General features: G+C 74.8%; 16 protein-coding genes and 1 pseudogene. 8 read left to right on the forward strand and 9 right to left on the reverse strand.

Annotation, left to right across the window (positions count from 1 at the left end; translation table 11 throughout):
- Window positions 1-22: 22 nt before the first annotated feature.
- Both murA and ACN28A_RS03645 read left to right on the forward strand, forming a co-directional pair.
- Window positions 23-1378, forward strand: a complete 1356-nt coding sequence (murA, locus tag ACN28A_RS03640) for a UDP-N-acetylglucosamine 1-carboxyvinyltransferase (protein WP_421392291.1) — start codon at window positions 23-25, stop codon at window positions 1376-1378.
- Window positions 1379-1482: 104 nt separating this feature from the next.
- Window positions 1483-2091, forward strand: a complete 609-nt coding sequence (locus ACN28A_RS03645) for a DUF3043 domain-containing protein (RefSeq protein ID WP_278063317.1) — start codon at window positions 1483-1485, stop codon at window positions 2089-2091.
- Window positions 2092-2128: 37 nt separating this feature from the next.
- Here ACN28A_RS03645 and ACN28A_RS03650 read toward each other — a convergent pair whose 3' ends face one another.
- The 3 genes from ACN28A_RS03650 to ACN28A_RS03660 are packed head-to-tail and all read right to left on the reverse strand — an operon-like array spanning window position 2129 to window position 3275.
- Window positions 2129-2437, reverse strand: coding sequence for an AzlD domain-containing protein (locus tag ACN28A_RS03650; protein WP_421392294.1), 309 nt, complete (start codon window positions 2435-2437; stop codon window positions 2129-2131).
- Window positions 2431-2580, reverse strand: a complete 150-nt coding sequence (locus ACN28A_RS03655) for a hypothetical protein (protein ID WP_421392296.1) — start codon at window positions 2578-2580, stop codon at window positions 2431-2433. The genes ACN28A_RS03650 and ACN28A_RS03655 overlap by 7 nt, the downstream gene beginning before the upstream one ends.
- Window positions 2574-3275 carry an AzlC family ABC transporter permease gene (locus ACN28A_RS03660; RefSeq protein ID WP_421392297.1) on the reverse strand — a complete coding sequence of 234 codons (702 nt, stop codon included), beginning with the start codon at window positions 3273-3275 and terminating at the stop codon, window positions 2574-2576. Before ACN28A_RS03660 ends, ACN28A_RS03655 begins: the two co-directional genes overlap by 7 nt.
- Window positions 3276-3329: 54 nt before the next feature.
- Between ACN28A_RS03660 and ACN28A_RS03665 the strand changes: the two genes are divergently transcribed.
- Entirely contained in the window at window positions 3330-3902 is a 573-nt protein-coding gene (locus ACN28A_RS03665; RefSeq protein ID WP_421392298.1) for a helix-turn-helix domain-containing protein, read from the forward strand.
- Here ACN28A_RS03665 and ACN28A_RS03670 read toward each other — a convergent pair.
- The 3 genes from ACN28A_RS03670 to ACN28A_RS03680 all read right to left on the reverse strand — a co-directional run bounded on the left by ACN28A_RS03670 (window position 3848) and on the right by ACN28A_RS03680 (window position 6620).
- Window positions 3848-4855, reverse strand: a complete 1008-nt coding sequence (locus ACN28A_RS03670) for an ABC transporter ATP-binding protein (RefSeq protein ID WP_421404126.1) — start codon at window positions 4853-4855, stop codon at window positions 3848-3850. The genes ACN28A_RS03665 and ACN28A_RS03670 overlap by 55 nt on opposite strands.
- A 23-nt stretch (window positions 4856-4878) precedes the next feature.
- On the reverse strand, window positions 4879-5697 hold the full coding sequence (locus ACN28A_RS03675) for an ABC transporter permease (RefSeq protein WP_421392301.1): 819 nt from the start codon (window positions 5695-5697) through the stop codon (window positions 4879-4881).
- 68 nt (window positions 5698-5765) lie between these two features.
- Window positions 5766-6620 carry an ABC transporter permease gene (locus ACN28A_RS03680; protein WP_421392304.1) on the reverse strand — a complete coding sequence of 285 codons (855 nt, stop codon included), beginning with the start codon at window positions 6618-6620 and terminating at the stop codon, window positions 5766-5768.
- Between the two features lie 241 nt (window positions 6621-6861).
- Here ACN28A_RS03680 and ACN28A_RS03685 point away from each other — a divergent pair, with 241 nt between their 5' ends.
- Both ACN28A_RS03685 and ACN28A_RS03690 read left to right on the forward strand, forming a co-directional pair.
- Window positions 6862-11472, forward strand: coding sequence for a WG repeat-containing protein (locus ACN28A_RS03685; RefSeq protein ID WP_421392305.1), 4611 nt, complete (start codon window positions 6862-6864; stop codon window positions 11470-11472).
- 63 nt (window positions 11473-11535) lie between these two features.
- Window positions 11536-12534 (forward strand): aldo/keto reductase family protein, encoded by a 999-nt coding sequence (locus ACN28A_RS03690; protein WP_421392307.1) that lies wholly within the window; start codon window positions 11536-11538, stop codon window positions 12532-12534.
- A 94-nt stretch (window positions 12535-12628) separates the two neighbouring features.
- Here the strand turns inward: ACN28A_RS03690 and ACN28A_RS03695 are convergent, their stop codons facing one another.
- Together ACN28A_RS03695 and ACN28A_RS03700 are read right to left on the reverse strand one after the other, a co-directional pair.
- Window positions 12629-13426, reverse strand: a complete 798-nt coding sequence (locus ACN28A_RS03695; protein WP_421392310.1) for a site-2 protease family protein — start codon at window positions 13424-13426, stop codon at window positions 12629-12631.
- A gap of 5 nt (window positions 13427-13431) precedes the next feature.
- The gene (locus ACN28A_RS03700) at window positions 13432-13632 is read right to left on the reverse strand and encodes a hypothetical protein (protein WP_421404128.1); all 201 of its coding nucleotides are present in this window, start codon (window positions 13630-13632) and stop codon (window positions 13432-13434) included.
- A gap of 180 nt (window positions 13633-13812) precedes the next feature.
- Between ACN28A_RS03700 and ACN28A_RS03705 the strand changes: the two are divergent.
- From ACN28A_RS03705 to ACN28A_RS03715, 3 genes and pseudogenes are all read left to right on the forward strand, one after another.
- Window positions 13813-16053, forward strand: a pseudogene (locus ACN28A_RS03705) (bifunctional adenosylcobinamide kinase/adenosylcobinamide-phosphate guanylyltransferase); the annotation flags it as partial.
- A gap of 187 nt (window positions 16054-16240) precedes the next feature.
- Window positions 16241-17011: an adenosylcobinamide-GDP ribazoletransferase gene (locus ACN28A_RS03710; RefSeq protein WP_421392312.1), complete on the forward strand. Its 771-nt coding sequence runs from the start codon at window positions 16241-16243 to the stop codon at window positions 17009-17011.
- An 87-nt stretch (window positions 17012-17098) separates the two neighbouring features.
- A complete protein-coding gene (locus tag ACN28A_RS03715) occupies window positions 17099-18391 on the forward strand; it encodes a DUF2314 domain-containing protein (protein WP_421392314.1) in 1293 nt (430 codons plus the stop codon).
- A 110-nt stretch (window positions 18392-18501) separates the two neighbouring features.
- On the opposite strand, the gene gcvT is transcribed toward ACN28A_RS03715, so the two are convergent.
- Window positions 18502-19689: a glycine cleavage system aminomethyltransferase GcvT gene (gcvT, locus tag ACN28A_RS03720; RefSeq protein ID WP_421392316.1), complete on the reverse strand. Its 1188-nt coding sequence runs from the start codon at window positions 19687-19689 to the stop codon at window positions 18502-18504.
- Window positions 19690-19837 lie beyond the last annotated feature (148 nt).

Genomic DNA, 19837 nt, shown 5'->3' on the forward strand with positions numbered 1-19837 from the left:
CATGGACCCGCTGGAGGTTGCGGTGACCGACGACGTCCTGGTCGTACACGGAGGTACGCCCCTTTCCGGGCAGATCCGAGTGCGCGGCGCGAAGAATCTCGTCTCCAAGGCGATGGTCGCGGCGCTCCTCGGCGACGAGCCGAGCCGGCTCTTCGACGTGCCCCGGATCCGCGACGTCGAGGTCGTCCGCGGCCTGCTCGAACTGCACGGCGTGAAGGTCACCGACGGCGTCGAGGACGGCGAACTCGTCTTCGACCCGGCAAACGTGGAGAGCGCCAGCACGGACGAGATCAACGTGCACGCCGGGTCGAGCCGGATCCCGATCCTGTTCTGCGGTCCGCTGCTGCACCGGCTCGGCCACGCGTTCATCCCCGACCTCGGCGGCTGCCACATCGGCCCCCGACCGATCGACTTCCACATCCAGGCGCTGCGGCAGTTCGGCGCGGTGGTGGACAAGGCACCCGAGGGAATGCACCTGACCGCACCCACCGGGCTGCACGGCACCAAGTTCGAGCTGCCGTACCCGAGCGTGGGCGCCACCGAGCAGGTGCTGCTGACGGCGGTACTCGCCGAGGGCGTCACCGAGCTGCGCAACGCGGCCGTCGAGCCGGAGATCATCGACCTGATCTGCGTACTCCAGAAGATGGGCGCGATCATCAAGGTGCACACCGACCGGGTGATCGAGATCCAGGGCGTCCCCCGGCTGGGCGGCTACACCCACCGGCCGATCCCGGACCGGATCGAGGCGGCGAGCTGGGCCGCCGCCGCGCTGGCCACCGGCGGCCGGGTCGAGGTGCTCGGCGCCGAGCAGGCCGACATGATGACCTTCCTCAACGTCTTCCGCTCGGTCGGCGGGGCGTACGAGGTCACCGACACCCGGCCGCCCCGGCAGGGCAGCGCCGGCCAGGAGGGCGGGATCCGGTTCTGGCATCCCGGCGGCGAGCTGCGGGCGGTGGCACTGGAAACCGACGTGCACCCGGGGTTCATGACCGACTGGCAGCAGCCGCTGGTGGTGGCGCTGACCCAGGCCCGGGGCCTGTCGATCGTGCACGAGACGGTGTACGAGCAGCGGCTCGGCTACACCGAGGCGCTGAACAAGATGGGTGCCACCATCCAGGTCTACCGGGACTGCCTCGGCGGTACACCCTGCCGGTTCGGCCGGCGCAACTTCAAGCACTCCGCCGTGATCGCCGGGCCGTCCAAGCTGCACGCGGCCGACCTGGTCATCCCCGACCTGCGGGCCGGGTTCAGCCACCTGATCGCCGCGCTGGCCGCCGAGGGCACCTCCCGGGTCTACGGGGTGGACCTGATCAACCGGGGCTACGAGGACTTCGAGGCCAAGCTCGCCGCGCTCGGCGCACACGTCGAGCGGCCGTAGCGGACGCGGTCGCCGGACCGGTCGGCGGGACCGACCGGTCCGGGCCGACCGGTCCGGCGACCGCGAGGTGCGGCGGCCGTCGGCGGTTGGCTACCCTTGCCCCCGTGCCGTCGCTGTTTCGCCGTAAGCCCGCCGACCTCGTCGAGGAGGCCACCGTCGAGGTGGCCCCCGAGGAGGAGTCCGCGTCCGCCCGCCCCAGGGGATACACCCCGAGCAAGAAGGAGCTGGGCAGGGAGACCCCGAAGCGGCCCAGCGCCGGCCGGCGGGTGGTGGGTGACACCAAGCCGCTGACCAAGCAGGAGGCCCGGGAACGGCGCCGACAGGCCCGCTCCGAGGCGGCTGCCGAGTTCCGCCGCGAGGGCGGTCCCCGGGACCGGGCACCGGAGCGTGGGCTCGCCCGGGACGTGGTGGACTCCCGGCGTACCGTCGGGACCTGGTTCTTCGGCGGCGCCCTGGTGGTGCTGATCGGTTCGGCGAACACCATGCCGCCGGAGGTGCGGTTCGCCTCCAACCTGCTGTGGGGGCTGCTGGCCATCGCCCTGGTGGTCGACTCGGTGTTGATCTCCCGGAAGATCAAGAAGTTGGTCCGGCAGCGCTTCCCCAAGACCGACCAGCGGATGGGCTCGCTCTACATCTACGCGATCATGCGCTCGATCACCTTCCGCCGGATGCGCGCCCCGGTCCCCCGGGTAAACCTCGGCGACCCGATCTGAGCCACGCGGCACATCCCGGTCACCGCCGCACCGGGCGTCACGGGACGCCGAGCAGGCGGAGCAGGGCCGCCGTGCCGGCCGCCGCGACCACCACGGCGACGAACGGGGCCCGGCGCCAGGCCAGTACCGCGCCGACGAGTACCCCGGCCGGGCGGGCGAAGCCGGCGAACGCGCCCGCCTCGGTCAGCGCCGCCGTCACGGCCAGCGCGGCGAGCAGGGCCGCCGCCGCCATCGGCAGCAGCCGGCTCACCTCGCCGAGCAGGGCCAGCCGGTCCCGCAGCAGCACCCCGGAGAGCCGGAGGACGTACGTGCCGAGGGCCAGGGTCAGGATCACCGCGATCAGCATCCGTACTCCTCGGTCGGACCCTCCGGTGCCGTCGGCCGGTACGCCGGCCGGCGGGTCAGCACGGTCGGTCCCGGCCGGCGGGTCAGCACGGTCGGTCCCGGCCGGCGGGTCAGCACGGTCGGTCCCGGCCGGCGGGTCAGCACGGTCGGTCCCGGCGGCGGGGCAGCAGCAGTACGGCCAGGCCGGTCAGCGCCAGCAGCACCGGCAGGCCGGCCGGCAGCACCGGAGTGACGAGCAGGGCGACCGCCACGCCGGCCAGGGCCACCCGACGGGTCTCCGGCTCCCGCAGGGCCGGCATCAGCAGGGCCAGCAGCCCGGCCGGGAACGCCGCGTCCAGCCCCAGCCGGAGCGGGTCGCCGACCCGGCTGGCCAGCAGCACCCCGAGCAGGGTGCCGAGGTTCCAGGCCAGGAAGAGCAGGATCCCGGCCAGCCAGAACGCGCGGCGCCGGCCGTCCGGATCGGGTTGGGCCAGGGTGAACGCGGTGACCTCGTCGGTCACCAGGTGGCTGCCGAGCAGCCGGTGCCGCCACCGGGGGCCGAGCACGTCCGCCAGGGCCAGCCCGAACGGCAGGTGCCGGGCGTTGAGCAGCAGTCCGGCGAAGACCGCCGCGACCGGGCTGCCGGCCGCGACCAGCCCGACGGCGACGAACTGGGCGCCGCCGGCGTACAGCAGCGAGGACATCGCGACGATCGCCGGCACCGGAAGCCCGGCCGCCAGGGCGACGGCGCCGAACGAGGCGCCGATCGCCGTCATCGCGACCGCCAGGGCGCCGACGTCGCGCAGCAGCGCCCGGGGGGCCACCGGTTCGGGTACCGGTGTTCGGTTCGCCGTACGCATAGTTCAGAATAATGAACACCCGAGACCTGTTCGTCAAATCGAACGGATGGCCCGATGGACCGAACACAGTCCCGCTCCGGTGACTCCCCGGTGCCGGCGATCGCCGCCGCGCTGCGCCGGGAACGGGAACGCACCGGCCTCTCGCTCGCCGAACTCGCCCGGCGGGCCGGGATCGCCAAGTCCACCCTCTCGCAACTGGAGGCCGGCAACGGAAACCCGAGCGTGGAGACGGTCTGGGCGCTCGGGGTCGCCCTCGGCGTACCGTTCAGCCGGCTGGTCGAGCAGCCCCCGCCGCCGGTCCAGGTGATCCGGGCCGGGCAGGGGCCGGGGCTGCGTTCCCAGCAGGCCGAGTTCACCGGCACCCTGCTCGCCGCCGGCACGATCCGGGCCCGGCGGGACATCTACCTGATCGACCTCGAACCCGGCCAGGTACGCGACGCCGACCCGCACCTGCCGGGCAGCGTCGAGCACCTGGTGCTGGCCGCCGGTCGGCTGCGCACCGGCCCGGCGACCGAGCCGGTGGAACTCGAACCCGGCGACTACGTCCGGTTTCCCGGTGACGTCCCACACCGCTACGAGGCGCTCGCCCCCGGCACGTTCGCCGTGCTGGTGATGGAACACCCCTGAGCCGCGGGTGCGCGGTAGAGCCGGGCGACGACCTCCTCGATGTCCGGCTCGACGATGGCGATGTCCCGCAGCGCGGCGACCCGGGCCAGCCCGGCCACCACCTCGGAGGCGGTCGCCGACTCGCAGGCGAAGACCAGCCGCCGCCCGTCGGCCTCGGCGCGCAGCAGCGGCGCACCGGGCAGCACCGGCGGCTCGGCGAGCGGTTCGTCAAGATCGGCGACCACCTGCCGGCGGGAGCCGTACCGGGCGTGCAGTGCCTCGATCGACCCGTCGTGCACCACCCGGCCGTGGTCGATCACCACCAGCCGGCGGCAGAGCCGCTCGATGTCGGCCAGGTCGTGCGTGGTGAGTACCAGCGTGGTGTCACCGGCCGCGCCCAGCTCGGCCAGGAACGCCCGGACCGCCTGCCGGCTCACCACGTCCAGCCCGATGGTCGGCTCGTCCAGGAAGAGCACCTCCGGGCCGTGCAGCAGCGCGGCGGTCAGCTCGCCGCGCATCCGCTGACCGAGCGAGAGCTGCCGGACCGGCACGTCGAGGAAGCCGTCCAGGTCGAGTTCGGCCCGGCAGCGGCGCAGCCGGGCGGCGTGCTCGGCCGCCGGTACCCGGTAGACGTGCCGGAGCAGGTCGAACGAGTCCCGCAGCGGCAGGTCCCACCAGAGCTGCGAACGCTGCCCGAAGACCACCCCGATCCGCAGCGCCAGCCGGGTGCGCTGGGCCACCGGCAGCAACCCGCAGACGCGTACCTCGCCGGACGACGGGCTCAGCACCCCGGTCAGCATCTTGAGCGTGGTCGACTTGCCGGCGCCGTTCGGCCCGATGTAACCGACCATCTCGCCGCGCCGGACGGTCAGGTCGATCCCGTCGACCGCGCCGACCACCCGCTTCGTCCGGCGCAGCCGGCCGGCCCGGACCCGCACCACGAACTCCTTGCGCAGGTCGCGGGCCTCGATCACCGGCGGCTCCGGCGGGGACGCGGTCACGAGCCGGTGCTCCGGTAGTGGCGTACCCCGAGCCGCCAGGCCAGCGCCGCGAGGCCGGCGGCCGGCAGCGCGACGCCCGGCGCCACCCAGCCGACCCAGCCGGGCAGGCCGAGCGGGTCGGCCCGGCCGAGTAACGCCAGCGCCGGGTAGTAGGCCACGAAGCCGAACCCCATGCCGTACGCGAAGACCGCCCGAAACCAACCACTGTAGACAGTCATCGGGTACGTGGTGAAGTCCCGCCCGCCGTAGGTGAAAGCCGAACCCACCTCGCCGGAGTCGATCCACCAGAACGACAGCGAGGCGGTCGCCACGAAGATCGCCCCGAAGAAGGCCACCCCGGCCAGCGGGGTGAGCACGGCCAGCGCCACCCGACCCGGCGTCCAGGCGAGATCGGCGGTGGCCAGCGCGGCCACCAGCACACCGCTGCCGAACACCGCCCGGGACGCCTTGCGCAGCGGCAGGTCCATCAGCAGCAGTTGGGGCAGCGCGCCGAGCGGGCGGACCAGCACCGCGTCCAGCAGGCCGGTCCGGACGTACCGGCGCAGCGACTCCACGTTGCCGACCGCGAGATCCGCGGTGGCGAAGGCGGCGGACGACAGCCCCACCATCACCATCGCCTCGGACCTGTCGAAGCCGCCCAGCTCGCGGGTGACCCGGAACAGCACCAGCACGGTGAGCACGTCGAGCACGGTGGCGCCGACGTTGCTGACCAGGTCGACCACGAACGAGGTCCGGTACGACGCCTGCGACCGGGCCTGCCCGCGCAGCAACGCCAGATAGGCCGGCACCCGCCGCGGCCGGTACGCGTCAGCCACCCTGCCCCCTGCCACGCCGCCGCCGCTGCCCGCCCGGAGCACCCCGCGCCGCCAGCCGGCGCGCCCGGTCAGCCACCCTGCACCACCAGCCGGTGCTCGGCCCGGCGCTGGACGGTGTGGCAGGCCAGCAGCGTCAGCCCGGCCCAGAGCAGTTGCACCGCCACCATGCCGGCCTGGATCCCTGCCCCGTCCCGCTCGACGAGTACGTCCAGCGGGGTCTGCAACAGGCTCGGGAACGGGGTCGCCAGCCAGAGCGGCACGGTGACCCAGTCCGGCAGGAAGCGCAGCGGGAAGTAGAGCCCGGCCAGTACGCCGGAGCCGAGGGTCCAGAGGATCATCGCGCCCCGGGCGTCGTGCAGCCAGTACGCCGTCGCGTTCACCAGGAACCGGCAACCGAAGCAGATCACCACCGCCAGCCCGGCGGAGAGTACGAAGAGCGGCACCGTCTGCCACCGGCTCGGCAGTACGAGGTCGAAGAAGAGCAGCCCGGTGAGCAGCGGCGGAAGGAACCGGGTCAGCAGGGCGTACCCGGCCCGGCCGAGGTCGGTGGCGAGGTAGCTGACCACCGGGTGCACCGGCCGGAGCAGGTCGCTGGCGATCTCACCGGTACGGATCCGGTCGGCGAGGTCGGTCCAGCGCCAGAGCAGCACCACGGCGAGGAGCCCCTGTCCCGCCCAGACGAAGGTGGCCAACTGGGCCCGGCTGTAGCCGGCGGCGACCCCACCGGCACCGCTGGCGACGGCGAGCAGGACGTAACAACGCAGGAAGCCGAAGACGGTGTTGGTGAAGGCGCCGGCGACGGTAGCTTGCCGATAGGTAGAGTACCGACGAAACCCCGATCCGGTTATCGCAGCAAATGTCCGGAACCATGGGATGATGTTTCGGCTGATGGGTGGTGCCACAGTGGCGGTGACCGAGCCCACGCCGTTACCCTCCTTCCGCGACAACGCTGCACCGAGCCGGGTGACTTTACCCGGTGCGCCCGGCTGCCCAGCGAGATTTTTCGACGAGGTGACACCCCGTGAGTGAGCAACGCGAGCCGGCGTACCCGGCCGCGTGGCGCGCGGGTACGCCGGTCGGGTGCCCCCCGCTCCGACGTGCCGCCCGGGGTGGTGCCGATTCCGGTACGGAGCGGATCGTCGACGTACGGCCGGGAGTGCCGGTATGAGCGGTCGTTACTCGGGCCGCTGGGGCGAGCCCGCCGAACCGTCCTGGGTGGTCGAACCGACGGCCGAGTGGGAGCCGCAGTTTCCCGGCCAGCGCTATCCCGGAGACATCGGCCACCAGCGGCGGCGCCGGCCGGTGGGGCGGGGGTCGGTGCCGACCGGCCGGGCCAAGGTCCCGCCGCCGGGCGCCCGGCCCGGCGAGACGGAGCCGTCGGGCCGTCCCGAGCCGGTATCCGGCGGGCGCCCCGAGCCGGTATCCGGCGGGCGGCCGGGCGCGGTGCCGAACGGCCGTCCCGACGCGGTGCCGAACGGCCGTCCCGACGCGCCGCAGCACGGCCGTGCCGAGCCGGGGCCGAACGGCCGTCCCGACGCGCTGCCGAACGGGCGTCCCGGACAGCCGGCCAGCGCCCGCCCGGCAGCGCGGGGTGACGGCGGTTCGCCACGCGAGACGCGTACCGGACGACTCGACCGCTGGGACAGCCGGTCGGCCGGCTGGAAACCGCCGCCGGACTTCTGGGAGGGCGGCCCGGACTCCTGGGACCAACCGTCGGACGGACGTACCCGGCCACCGGCCGAGCCCCGCACCGGCGGAGCGGTGCCGATCGGCCGGGACGATCGTCGGTCACCCCGGGCCGCCGAGCCCGGGCCGCGCGGCGGTCGCGGCGAGAGCGGCTTCGCCGGCGGCCGGGCCGCCTCGCAGCAGGGGCCGAACCGCTCCGGCGACGACCGGTCGGGCCGTTCCACCGCTCCACCGGAGCGGCGCGGACGGTGGCTCACCGGGCCGGCCGCCGAGGAGACCCCGCCGCTGTCGGACCGCCGTCCGACGCCGTCGGACGGCCGGCCCGGACCACGGGACGGCCGGGGTCGGGGCGGGCCGGGGTCGCGGCCGGCCATGCCGGCCGCCTTCGACGGCCCACCCGGATCCGAGCGGGGCCTGGTCGGACCGGAGCGAAGAACTCCCGGTTCCGAACGGCGCGTCCCCGGACCGGAGCGCGGCATCCCCGGTTCCGACCGGGGCATCCCCGGTTCCGAGCGGCGCGTTGCCGGACCGGAGCGCGGCACCCCCGCTTCCGACCGCCGTGTCCCCGGGCAGGACCGGGGCGCTCCCGGGCAGGACCGGGGCGTCCCCGGGCAGGACCGGGCCGACGTCTGGGCCGCCCGGGCCGGTGGACCGCCGCCGCCGGGAAGCCGCGAGACGCCCCCGGACCGCACACCGACCCGGGGCCGACCCGACCGGCCCGGTACCGACCGGCCCGGTACCGAGCCTCCGGCGCGACGGCCCGCCGCCGGGCCCTCGGGTGCACCCAGTTGGCCCGCCCAGCGCGGTCCGGTGCAGGAGCCGCGCGAGGGCCGCCGCTTCCCGGACCTGGGCTCCGGCCGTCCGCCGCTGCGCGACCCGCGCGGCACCGACCCAGCGGTCCGGCCGGATCCGGCACCCCGGGGCGACCGGCTCGAGCCACCGCGGCCCGGCGCCGACCGGCCGGCCGTCGAACCGGCCCCCGGGTACGGGCGACCGGACGGGATACCGGCCTCCGGTACCGACCGGGTCCCACCGCGTACCGGCCAGCCGGACGGCACGCCTGTCCAACCGGACCGGAGCGTCGGCTACCCGGCCGCCGCCGGACCGGCTGGCCCGACCGACCGGATCGGACCGGCGGGCCCCACGGACCGGGTCGACCCGGCCGCACCATCCCGAACCGGGGAGCCGTCCCGGGCCGCCGAGCAGCCTCGCCCGGTCGAACCTGCCCGCAGGATCGAACCCACGCACCCCGTCGAGCCGGTACGCCGGGTCGAGCAGTCCCGACCGATCGAGCCCCGACGGATCGACCCCGGACGCCCGGTGGAACCGCCCCGGCCCGTCGAACCGCCCCGTCCCGTCGAACCGACCCGGCCCGCCGAACCGACCCGGCCCGCCGAGGCCGCCCGCAGCGCCGAGCCGCCCCGCACCGTGGAACCACCACGGCCCGCCGAACCGACCCGCACCGTGGAACCACCACGCACCGTCGAGCCGCCACGCAGCGCCGAGTCCCCACGCACCGTGGAACCACCACGTACCGTCGAGCCGCCACGGACCTTGGAACCACCAAGGACCGTCGAGCCGCCACGCACCGCCGAGCCGGGCCGGCCGGCGGAGCCCGGCCGCCCTGTCGAAGCTGCCCGGACCGCCGAGCCGTCCCGGACGGTCGAGGCGGGACCCTGGCCCGCACCACCCTCGGTCGAGCCGCCCGGCACGGTCGAGCCGCCGACCCCGACGGAGCCGGCGCGCGAGCGGCCGTCCGGCTGGCTGGTCCCGACCGCCCCGTCGGATCCCGATCCCCGGCCGTCCCGGCAGCCGTCCGCCGACGAGGCCGACCAGCGCCCGCCGGTCACGCCGCCCCCGACCACGGGGCTGCGCCTGGAGTTCCGTACCGCGCCGACATCCGGCGGCACCCCGTCCCCGGCCGCGCCCGCCGAGCCCGCGCCGCCCGCCAGCCCGTCCTCCGGCGTGGCGGGCGGGACGGACACCGGCACACCGGTCGAACCAGCCGCCGCGCCCCCGGCGGCGGAGTACGTCATCGAACCCGCCTCGCCCGTCCTCCCGTCCGGTCCTCCGATCGAACCGGCCGCCACCGGGCCCGCACCGGAGTCCGGACGGGCCACCGATTCGAGTGAGACTTCCGTACCCCCCATGCCAAAGACCGGACCTGTCGCGGACCGCACCACAGCCGGACCGCTCACCGACGCCGCCCCGGCGGCCCCCTCCCCCACCGAGCCGGCCACCGCCCCGGCCCCGACCACCGGAGCGACGGACCAGTCGCGCGACCCGGAGCTGACGGTCGACGCCGGAGCCGCGCCCCCGGCGGACGGTCCGACGCCCGACGGCGGTCCGGCCCCCGGCACCCCGACGGCCGGGCCGGCCGGGACCGTGCCGCCGGCCACGGCAGCCGCCACCGGTCCGGCCTCCGGAACGGCGGCCGCTGCGCCCACCTCCGGAACGCCGCTGAACGCACCCACCTCCGGAACGCCGCTCGGCGCACCCACCTCCGGAACGCCGCTCGGCGCACCCACCTCCGGAACGCCGGCTGCGGCACCCACCTCGGGTCCGCCGGCCGTCGCACCGACCTCCGGTCCGCCGTCGGCCACCTCGCCAGCCGACCCGCCGGTCGCCGAGGCGAGCCCCGACACGGTGCTGCCGGCCGGGCCGGCTGCCGGCGCGGCGACCGCGTTGAGCGCTCCCACCATGCTCACCCCGATCGTCCGGCCGGGTGGGAGACGCGAGCCGACCGAGCCGGAACCCGCCGACGTCGCGCCGGAGCCGGCAGCCGCCGACCCGGAGCAGGTACTGGCGTCGTACGAGTGGCGGTTCCACCACGAGACCCTGCGGGAGCTGGTCGAGGACCCCGAGTCACTACGGGCGATCCGGGACCGGCTGACGGAGAAGCTCGAACCGGCCACGGACAACGCCACCCGGGCCCGGCTGCTGAGCCTGCGGGCGGTGGTCTCCCGGATCCTCGGCGAACTCGGCAAGGCGCTCTCCGACGGCAAGCTGGCGCTGGCCCACGCCGAGGCGACCGGCCAGCTGCGACGGATCGCGATCGCACAGGCCCGGCTGGCGCACGTGCTCCAGTGGCGGGGGGACTTCGCCGAGGCGGACCGGCTCTTCGAGGAGGCGAACTCCTCCGAGCTGCCGGACCGGCTCCGGGCCACGATGCACGAGCACGCCGGCCGGTCCTGCTACGACCAGGGCCGCTACATGGAAGCCTGCAACCACTTCGAGAAGGCCCTCGAACTGCGCAAGGTCGAGGACCCGGGCCTGATCGCCCGGACCGAACTCGCGCTCGACGCGGTCTTCAACAAGGTGGCCCAGAACGGCTGGGGACCCTACCCCCGGGACCGGGACGAGATCCTCCAGGTGCACAAGCCGCCGGTGCCGAAGTTCAGCGAGAAGGTGCAGCGCTGGGGGTACGCCGACCCGGACGGCCAGCTCGCGATCGCGCCGAGCTACGCCGACGTGCAGCCGTTCCGGGACGGGGTTGCCTGGGTACGCCGCCCGGAGACCCGGACCTGGGAGCTGATCGACGAGACCGGTGAACTGCTGATCGAGGCGTCCACCGGCTACCTCGGCGTCGGCTCCTTCTCCGACGGGCTGGCCTGGGTCTCCCGGGACGGCACCGGCGGCTGGATCGCGGTCGACAAGTCCAACAAGGTGGTCATCCCGGCCGGTTTCGAGGACGTACGACCGTTCCGGCGCGGTGTCGCCGCCGTCCGGCGGGGCGGCTGGGGAGCGGTCGACCGGACCGGCAAGGTGGTGCTGCCGACCCGCTACACCGGCTTCACCACCGCTCTCACCGACGGCCGGTACGTCGAAGGCTTCACCGACGAGGGCCTGGCGATCGTCGACGCGGGCGGCCGCAAGGGCGTGGTGGACCGCTCGGGGCAGGTACTCGTCCCGCCGGCCCATCCGGCACTTGTCATCCATCCGGTCGCGTTCCTGGTCGGCAACGGCACCGGGCAGTGGGGTGCGCTCGACCGCCGGGGCGAGCCGTTGATCGACGCGGTGCATCCGAGCCGGAACGACGTGATGGAGGAGATCGACCGGCTGCTCGCCGATACCAAGCCGGTGCTGTGATCCGTACCCCCGGCCCGTCGCTCGACGTGATCCACTGCGGCCGCCAGGACTAGGGTCACTGGTATGGAATTCCGACACCTTGGCCGCTCGGGCCTACTGATCAGCGAGATCTCGTACGGCAACTGGATCACCCACGGCTCCCAGATCGAGGAGGAGGCCGCGCTCTCCTGCGTACGCGCGGCGCTGGAGGTCGGCATCACCACCTTCGACACCGCCGACGTGTACGCCGGCACCAGGGCCGAGGAGGTGCTGGGCCGGGCGCTGAAGGACGAGCGTCGGGAGGGGCTGGAGATCCTCACCAAGGTCTTCTGGCCGACCGGGCCGGGCCGGAACGACCGGGGCCTGTCCCGCAAGCACATCATGGAGTCGATCAACGGTTCGCTGCGCCGGTTGCAGACCGACTACGTCGACGTCTACCAGGCGCACCGGTACGACTACGCCACCCCGCTGGAGGAGACCATGTCGGCGTTCGCCGACGTGGTGCACTCCGGCAAGGCGCACTACATCGGCGTCTCGGAGTGGAAGGCGTCGGAGATCCGGGCCGGTCACGCGCTCGCCCGTGAGCTGAACATCCAGCTCGTCTCGAACCAGCCGCAGTACTCGATGCTGTGGCGGGTCATCGAGGACGAGGTCGTACCGACGAGTGAGGAACTCGGCCTCGGGCAGATCGTCTTCTCACCGATCGCGCAGGGCGTGCTGACCGGCAAGTACCTGCCGGGCCAGGAGCCGCCGGCCGGCTCCCGGGCGACCGACACCTCGGGTGGCGCGGGCTTCATCGCCCGGTTCATGTCCGACGACGTACTGGGCCGGGTGCAGCGGCTCAAGCCGCTCGCCGAGCAGGCCGGCCTGAGCATGGCCCAGCTCGCGGTCGCCTGGGTGTTGCAGAACCCGAACGTCTCCTCGGCGATCATCGGCGCCTCCCGTCCCGAGCAGGTGCACGACAACGCCAGGGCGGCCGGGGTGAAGCTCGACTCGGAGCTGCTCAAGGCGATCGACGAGATCGTCGACCCGATCACCGAGCGGGACCCCGGCAAGACGCAGAGCCCCGCCCAGCGCCCCTGACCGCGGCAGACCCGCCCCGACCCGGTGCCGGAGCGGGGTAAGGAAGGGCCCCCGCTTGTATGAAGCGGGGGCCCTTCCTTACACCTCGGTGACCTCAGTCCTGCCAGAAGCGGATCAGGCGGAGGCCCTCGACGTAGAGGAAGTCGGGCAGGCCGATCAGGTCGCCGACCGCGAAGACCCCGTCGAAGAACCAGCCGCCGACGCGCGGGTTCCAGAGCAGGGCGAAGAGCAGGATGAACCCGAACGGGGCCATCAGGTCGTAGCCGCGCCGCCACTGCGGACTAAGCCAGGGCTGGATGACGTTGCCGCCGTCCAGACCCGGCACCGGCATCAGGTTGAGCACGCTCGCGGTCAGCTGGAGGAAGGCGAGCAGCGCGACACCGGACCAGAACTCCGGCGCGGCGTTGACGTCGACCCCGATCGCGAACGGTACGACAAGCAGCAACGCGAAGATCACGTTGGTGGCCGGACCGGCCAAACTGACCAGCGAGTGCCGGAGCCGGCCGGGGATCTGGTGCCGGTCGACCCAGACGGCACCACCGGGCAGGCCGATGCCGCCGAGCAGCACCACCACCACGGGCAGGATGATCGACAGCAGCGGGTGGCTGTACTTCAGCGGGTTCAGCGTCAGGTAGCCGCGGTGTGCCACCGAACGGTCGCCGGCCCGGTACGCCACCACGGCGTGCGCGTACTCGTGCAGGCAGAGCGAGACCAGCCAGCCGGTGATGACGAAGAGGAAGACGTCGAGCCGTACGTTGCCGAACCCGTTCCACGCCATCGCACCGCTGGTCACGAAGAGCGCGACCAGGGCCAGGAAGATCGGGCTGGGCCGGAACGCCTCCGGCGGCACACCGAGGACCAGCCGGTCCCGGCCGCGTTGGTCGAAGTTCATCCGCGTCACTCGGCCGCCGGCAGCAGGCTCATCCGGTATTCCACCCGCTCGTCCTCGACCAGCAGCACCGAGGCGACCCCGGTGGAGGCCAGCTCGCGCCAGGTCTGGCCGATCCAGGACTCGGCGTCGGCCTGGCTGCTGAACGCCTCGGCCGGTCCGTTCACCGGATCGCCGTCCGCGCCCTCGTACCGCCAGCTCCACGGCATGTCGCGTCTCCCCTCGCCGATCTTCCGCGCCGACAACCTCCGCCAGCCTAGTCGGCCGGCCGATGTCAGCCAGCCGGAGCGGTCCGCCAGCGGGTCCGCAGCCGCTCGACGCGGCGCGGGCCGGGGGTGGCGGCCGTACCTCACCGCGAACTGCCCGGCCGAGCGCTCTAAGGTACGGGCATGTCCGTAGACGGGTGGAGCAGGCTCCTGGTGCTGGGCGGGATCCGCTCCGGCAAGTCCGAGTTCGCCGAGTCACTGCTTAAGGACGTAGCGTTTGTCCGTTATGTCGCCACAGCGGCGACCGACCCGGACGACCCCGAGTGGACGGCCCGGATCGACAGCCACCGGCTCCGCCGGCCGGCGGGCTGGACCACCGAGGAGGCGAACGCCGACCCGTCCCGGCTCGCCGAACTGATCACCGGTGCCGGGCCGGGCGACACGTTGCTCGTCGACGACCTCGGCGGCTGGGTGACCGTACTGCTCGACCCGGCGCACCAACCCGCCGACGATGTCGCCACCATCGACGAACTCGGCACCGCGATCCGGAACTGCCCGGCCCGACTGGTGCTGGTCAGCCCCGAGGTCGGGCTGTCGACTGTGCCGGTCACCCCGCTCGGCCGGGCCTTCGTCGACGCGCTCGGCACCACGAACCGGACGGTCGCGGACGCCTGCGACGCCGTGGTCCTGGTGATCGCCGGCCAACCGGCCTGGCTCAAGATCGAGGAGGACCGGTCGACGCCGGCTCCGGCCGGTGCCGACCAGCCAGGCGTACCCGCCCAGCCCGACCGCGGCGCCGCCGACCGCGGCGCCGCCGACCATGGCGCCGCCGACCATGGCGCCGACGACCGGGGCAGCGCCGACCGGGCCGCCCCGGCCACCTCCGCCTGGACCGACGTGGTCGACGCGATGCCGCAGGTACTCCGCCCGACCCTCGTACCCGCACCCCAGGACGAGCCGGCCCCGGCGTCGGCCACGACGGGCTGGACCGCGCCGACCATGGCGCTGCCGATGGTCGCCACCGGCCTGGTCATCCAGGCCGGGATGGACCTGCCGATGCCGGACGAGTACGCCGGCCCCGCCGCGCTCGACCGGCTCGGCACGCTCGACCTGCCCGGCGGTGGCCTCGGCCACCTCGACCGGGTCGTCTCGTTCGCCGCCGCCACGCAGGGTACGGCCACGCCGCGCCCCTGGCGGTCCGCCCGGGTACTGCTACTGCACGGCGACCACACCGGTGGTGCCGCCGCCGGCACGGTGCCCGGCGAGTCCGCCCGCCGGGCCGAGCAGGCCCGGCAGGGCGTCGGGCCGATCGCCCGGCTGGCGGCCGAGGCGGGCGCCAGCCTCCAGGTGGTCGAGGCGCCGCTGTCCCGGCCCGCCGAGGAGGGCCCCACGCTCACCGTTGACGAGGTCGAGGCGGCCCTGCGCCACGGCTGGCGACTTGCCGAGGAGGCGGTGGAGGCCGGCGTGGACCTGCTGGTCCTGGCTGCCTGCGGGGACGGCGCCGACGCCGCCGCGGCCGCCGTACTGGCCGCCACGTCGGGTGCCGAACCCGCCGCGGTACTCGGCCGGGTGGTGACGCTCGGCGGGCAGGTGGACGACGCGGCCTGGATGCGGCGCTGTGCCGCCGTCCGGGACGCGATGCACCGCACCCGGCACAGTCCCCGGGACGCCAAGGACATCCTGGCCGAACTCGGCGGCGGTGACCTGGCGGTCGCCACCGGCGTGCTGCTCGGGGCGACGGCCCGGCGTACCCCGGTGCTGCTGGACGGGCCGGTCGGAGTGGCGGCCGGACTGGTCAGCCGGGACCTCGCCGGCCAGGCCCGGCACTGGTGCCTGCTGCCGGACCACGGCGACCATCCGGCCGTCAAGCTCGGTGCCGACGTACTCGACCTGGTCCCGCTGCTGGACCTGCGACTCGGACTCGGCGAGGGTGCCGCCGCGCTGGCCGCGCTGCCGCTGCTGCGCTCCGCGCTGACCCTCGCCAGCACCCTGCCGGTGCACCCGACCATGGCAACCGAGCAGGCCGCCGAGGTTACGGGGCAGACCGGCGAGGTGACCGGACAGACCCCGGACGACGCACACCCGCCGGTGCCGGACCCGGCCGAGCCGTGGGCACCCGGGCCGGCGACCGACGACCCCGCAGCCGACGCCCCCGCAACCGACGACGACACCGGTGCCCCGGACGACACCGGCCGCCGGCCCGGCTCCGACAACCGGGACCGTGCCGGCGGCCGGGACGACGACGCACACCCGCCGGTGCCGGACCCGGCCGAGCCCTGGGCACCCGGTCCCGCCGACGACCGGCCCGGTGCCGGCGACGACCCGGACGACGACCGGGAGTTCGTCGAGCCGACGCCGGCCGGTCCCGGCCCGACCACCGTCCCGGAGGACGCCACCACCGTCCCGGAAGGGAACGGCACCGCCACCGTCCCGGAGGACGCCACCACCGCCGCGGAAGGCAAGGGCACCGCCACCGTCCCGGAGGACGCCACCACCGTCCCGGAAGGCAAGGGCACCGCCACCCTCCCGGCGGACACCTCCACCTCCACCGGCGCCGGAACCGCAGGCGGGCGGGACGGTGGCCGGCGGGACGGCGCCACCGTGCCACCGGGTGCCTGAGGGCCGGCTCGCGGCCGGCGGCCGGCTGGCCCTGACCACCTTCACCGTCGCGCCGCTGCGGGCCGGTCGGGTCGACCGCGCCACCGCCGGTACGGCGATGCGCCTCGCCCCGCTGGTCGGCGCGCTGCTCGGGCTGCTCCTCGCCGGGGTGCTCGGCGGGCTGGCCGTGCTCGCCCCGCCGCTGGTCGCCGGTGGCGTGACCGTGGCGGTGGCGGCACTGCTGACCCGGGGACTGCACCTGGACGGGCTGGCCGACACCGTGGACGCGCTCGGGTCGTACCGCTCCGGGGAGGCGGCGCTGCGGATCATGCGGCAGCCGGACGTCGGCCCGTTCGGGGTGACCGCGCTGGTCCTCGTACTCCTGCTCCAGGCGGCATCGTTCGCGGCGCTGGCCGGGCGGCCGTGGCCGGCGCTGCTCGCGGCGCTGGCCGCCGGTGCCGCCACCGGACGGCTGGCGGTGAGCTGGGCCTGCCGGCGCGGTGTCCCGGCGGCCCGCCCGGAAGGGCTCGGCGCGCTTGTCGCCGGCACCGTCGGCCCGGTCGCGCTGCTCGGGCTCTCCGCCGGGGTGGGGCTGCTCGCCGTACCCGCGGTGCCGGACCGCCCCTGGCAGGGGCCGCTCGCGGTGGCCGTGGCGCTGGCCGGCACGCTGCTGCTGGTCCGGCACGTGGTACGCCGGCTCGGCGGCATCACCGGCGACGTGCTCGGCGCCGCCGTCGAGCTCGGCAGCACGCTGTTCTACCTCGGGGTCGTGCTGACCGGCTGACCGGACGGGGCGTTCGCGGGTAGCGTTCGCGAATAGGACACCAGCACGGGTACCAGGCCTTACAAGGCGGTCGAGCGGGGGGACGCGATGCTCATCACGGACGATTTCCTGCCCGTGCCGGTTCCGGAGTCGTTGACCGCGACCTACCTGGTGCCGACCACCGGCCAGGTCGATCCGGCTCCGGCCGAGGCGGTGGCGGCACTCGGCGGTCGGCTCTCCGGGCCGGTGCACGACCTGGCCCGGCAGATGCTGGACAGCCCGCTGATGACCGTCGACACCCGGCCGATCGGCGAGTTCCCGCACCTGCCGCCGGACCTGCTCACCGCGTTCGGGGCGACCGACACCCAGCTGGCCCGGCTGGCCGCCGCCACCGACCTGGTGGTGGTGCAGGCCAGCTACCGGCCCGGCTGGCCGCCCGCGCACGAGTGGGCGGCCCGCGCCGTCGCCTGCGCCGTCGCGGAGTCGCTCGGCGCCGACGTGGTGGACGTCTTCGCGTTGCAGTTCCTCGACCCGGCCGCCGCGCTGCGCTCGCTGCCGGACGCCGAGGGCCGGGTACGCCTGATCGACTGGGTCCTGGTGCCGTACTCCTCGGACGACGACGGGCTCTGGTTCACCACCAAGGGACTGCGCCGGTTCGGGCTGCTGGAGTTGCAGGCGCAGGGGGTGCCGACGCACCTGACCCGGGCCTGGGGCGCGGTGATGACCGGGGTGGCCCGGCGGCTGCTCCGGGCCTGGACCGACGGGCTCTCCGACAGCGAGGTGCCGGCCTTCGTGCAGCTGCCGGTGGTCACCTCGGTCAGCGGGCACGACATCGCGGTGGCGTACGGCAACCCGCAGCAGCACGACACCACCGGCCCGGCGGCACTGCGGCTGGAACTCGACCCGGCCACCGACCCGGACGCCGACTCGTTCCTGACCCTGCTGCCTCCGGTCGGCCATCCCGGACCGCCCGGCCGGTACTTCGCCGCGGTCTGCGCCGCCCTGTTCGGTGCCGCCGCCCAGTCCGACGTCCGGTACGCCCGCCCCGACGACGCGATGGCCCGGGCGATCGCCACCGCCCGGGACGGGTTGCCCGGCATCCGCGAGCGGTTCCTCGCCGGCGGCCTGCCGGAGGGGGTGCAACTGCTGGTCAAGTACGGCCTGCCGACCGACGAGGGGCCGGAGTTCGTCTGGGCCGGCGTCACCTCGTGGGCGGACCCGGACCGGATCGTCGGGGCCAGTGCCAGCGACGCCACGGCGGATCCGTCGGTCCGGATCGGCCAGCCCGTCGTGGTGGACGCCGTCGACGTGGTCGACTGGGCCCTGCTGGACGGCAGCGGGGTGATCGAGGGCGGCTGGACGCAGGCGGTACTCGACGCCGGCGACCGCTCGCAACGCTGAACCGGGCGCACGGAGCGACGCCGGCGACCGCTCCCAACGGTGAACCGGGCGCACGGAGCGACGCCGGTGACCGCTCCCAGCGCCGAGCCGGCGAGCGGCGCGTCGAGGGGCTACTTCACGGACGGTTGCACGAAGGGGGGTCGGACCACCCGTACCGCCGCGCGGCGGCCCCGTACGTCGACGGCGACCTCGTCGTCCTGGCCCAGCCCGGCGGCGGTGTCCAGCAGGGCGAGGGCGATCCCGGCCTTCCGGGTCGGCGAGAAGGTGCCGCTGGTGACCGTGCCGACCGGGGTGCCGTCGGCGCCGAGCACCGCCATCCCGGGGCGCGGGATGCCCCGGTCCAGTGCCAGCAGCCCCCACAGGGTGCGCCGGGCTCCGGCCGCCTTCTCGGCGAGCAGCGCGTCCCGCCCCCAGAACGCCGGCTTGTCCCAGCCGACCGCCCAGCCCGCCCGGGCCTGCACCGGGGTGATCTCCGGGGAGAGGTCCTGGCCGTGCAGCGGGTAGCCCATCTCGGTCCGCAGGGTGTCCCGGGCGCCCAGCCCGCAGGCCCGGATGCCGTACGGCTCACCGGCGGCCAGCAGGGCGTCCCAGACCGTGCCCGCCGCCTCGGCCGGGACCACCAGCTCGTACCCGTGCTCGCCCGTGTAGCCGGTCCGGCAGACCACCAGCGACACGAGGTCACCGGTCGGGGTGGCCGCGCCGGTGGTGGAGAAGCCGAGTTCGGCGGTGGAGAAGCTCATGTAGCCGTGGCCGGTCGGCAGTCCGAGGGTGCCGAGCAGTTCGGCCGAGCGCGGCCCCTGCACGGCCAGTACGGCGTACGCCTGGTGCTCGTTCGTCACGGTGATCCCGGCCGGGGCGGCGGCACGGAGCCGGCGTACCACCTCGGCGGTGTTGGCGGCGTTCGGGATCAGGAAGACGTGCTCGGGGCCGTACAGGTAGGCGATGATGTCGTCCACCACCCCGCCGGTGGCCTCGTCGCAGCAGAGCGTGTACTGCGCCCGCCCCGGCCCGATCCGGCCCAGGTCGTTCGTCAGGCAGGCGTTGACGAAGTCGGCCGCACCGGGGCCGGTGACCCGGGCCTTGCCCAGATGGGAGACGTCGAACACACCCACGCCGGTACGCACCGCGGCATGCTCCCGCAGGACACCGCCGCCGGCGTACTCCAGCGGCATGGACCAGCCGCCGAAGGCGGCGAACTTGGCGCCGAGCGCGGCGTGCCGCTCGTGCAGCGGCGAGTGGCGGAGTGCGTCGGCGGGAGGTTCCGGGGTCTCGCCGGTCACCTGGGTAGGGTCGGTCATGGGTCGCAACCTACCTGCGATCCGGCGCGTCGATAGCATCGGCGGGACCCGTCCGGCAGACCGTCGGCGGGACAGCCCGTCCGTCCGGCCTGTAAGTTGCGCCGGAGACCACAACGCCCGGCCGCAACCAGGCGGCCGGCCACGCCTG

Source organism: Plantactinospora sp. WMMB782 (assembly GCF_049179135.1).
Classification (GTDB): domain Bacteria; phylum Actinomycetota; class Actinomycetes; order Mycobacteriales; family Micromonosporaceae; genus Plantactinospora.

What these genes read in the sequence shown, in the direction of transcription:
- ACN28A_RS03650 (WP_421392294.1), bottom strand. Translation starts at nt 2,437, where the DNA reads ATGCTGATCGCGGTGATCCTGACCCTGGCCCTCGGCACGTACGTCCTC.
- ACN28A_RS03660 (WP_421392297.1), bottom strand. Translation starts at nt 3,275, where the DNA reads ATGCGTACGGCGAACCGAACACCGGTACCCGAACCGGTGGCCCCCCGG.
- ACN28A_RS03665 (WP_421392298.1), top strand. Translation starts at nt 3,330, where the DNA reads ATGGACCGAACACAGTCCCGCTCCGGTGACTCCCCGGTGCCGGCGATC.
- ACN28A_RS03685 (WP_421392305.1), top strand. Translation starts at nt 6,862, where the DNA reads ATGAGCGGTCGTTACTCGGGCCGCTGGGGCGAGCCCGCCGAACCGTCC.
- ACN28A_RS03690 (WP_421392307.1), top strand. Translation starts at nt 11,536, where the DNA reads ATGGAATTCCGACACCTTGGCCGCTCGGGCCTACTGATCAGCGAGATC.
- ACN28A_RS03695 (WP_421392310.1), bottom strand. Translation starts at nt 13,426, where the DNA reads ATGAACTTCGACCAACGCGGCCGGGACCGGCTGGTCCTCGGTGTGCCG.
- ACN28A_RS03700 (WP_421404128.1), bottom strand. Translation starts at nt 13,632, where the DNA reads ATGCCGTGGAGCTGGCGGTACGAGGGCGCGGACGGCGATCCGGTGAAC.
- ACN28A_RS03715 (WP_421392314.1), top strand. Translation starts at nt 17,099, where the DNA reads ATGCTCATCACGGACGATTTCCTGCCCGTGCCGGTTCCGGAGTCGTTG.
- gcvT (WP_421392316.1), bottom strand. Translation starts at nt 19,689, where the DNA reads ATGACCGACCCTACCCAGGTGACCGGCGAGACCCCGGAACCTCCCGCC.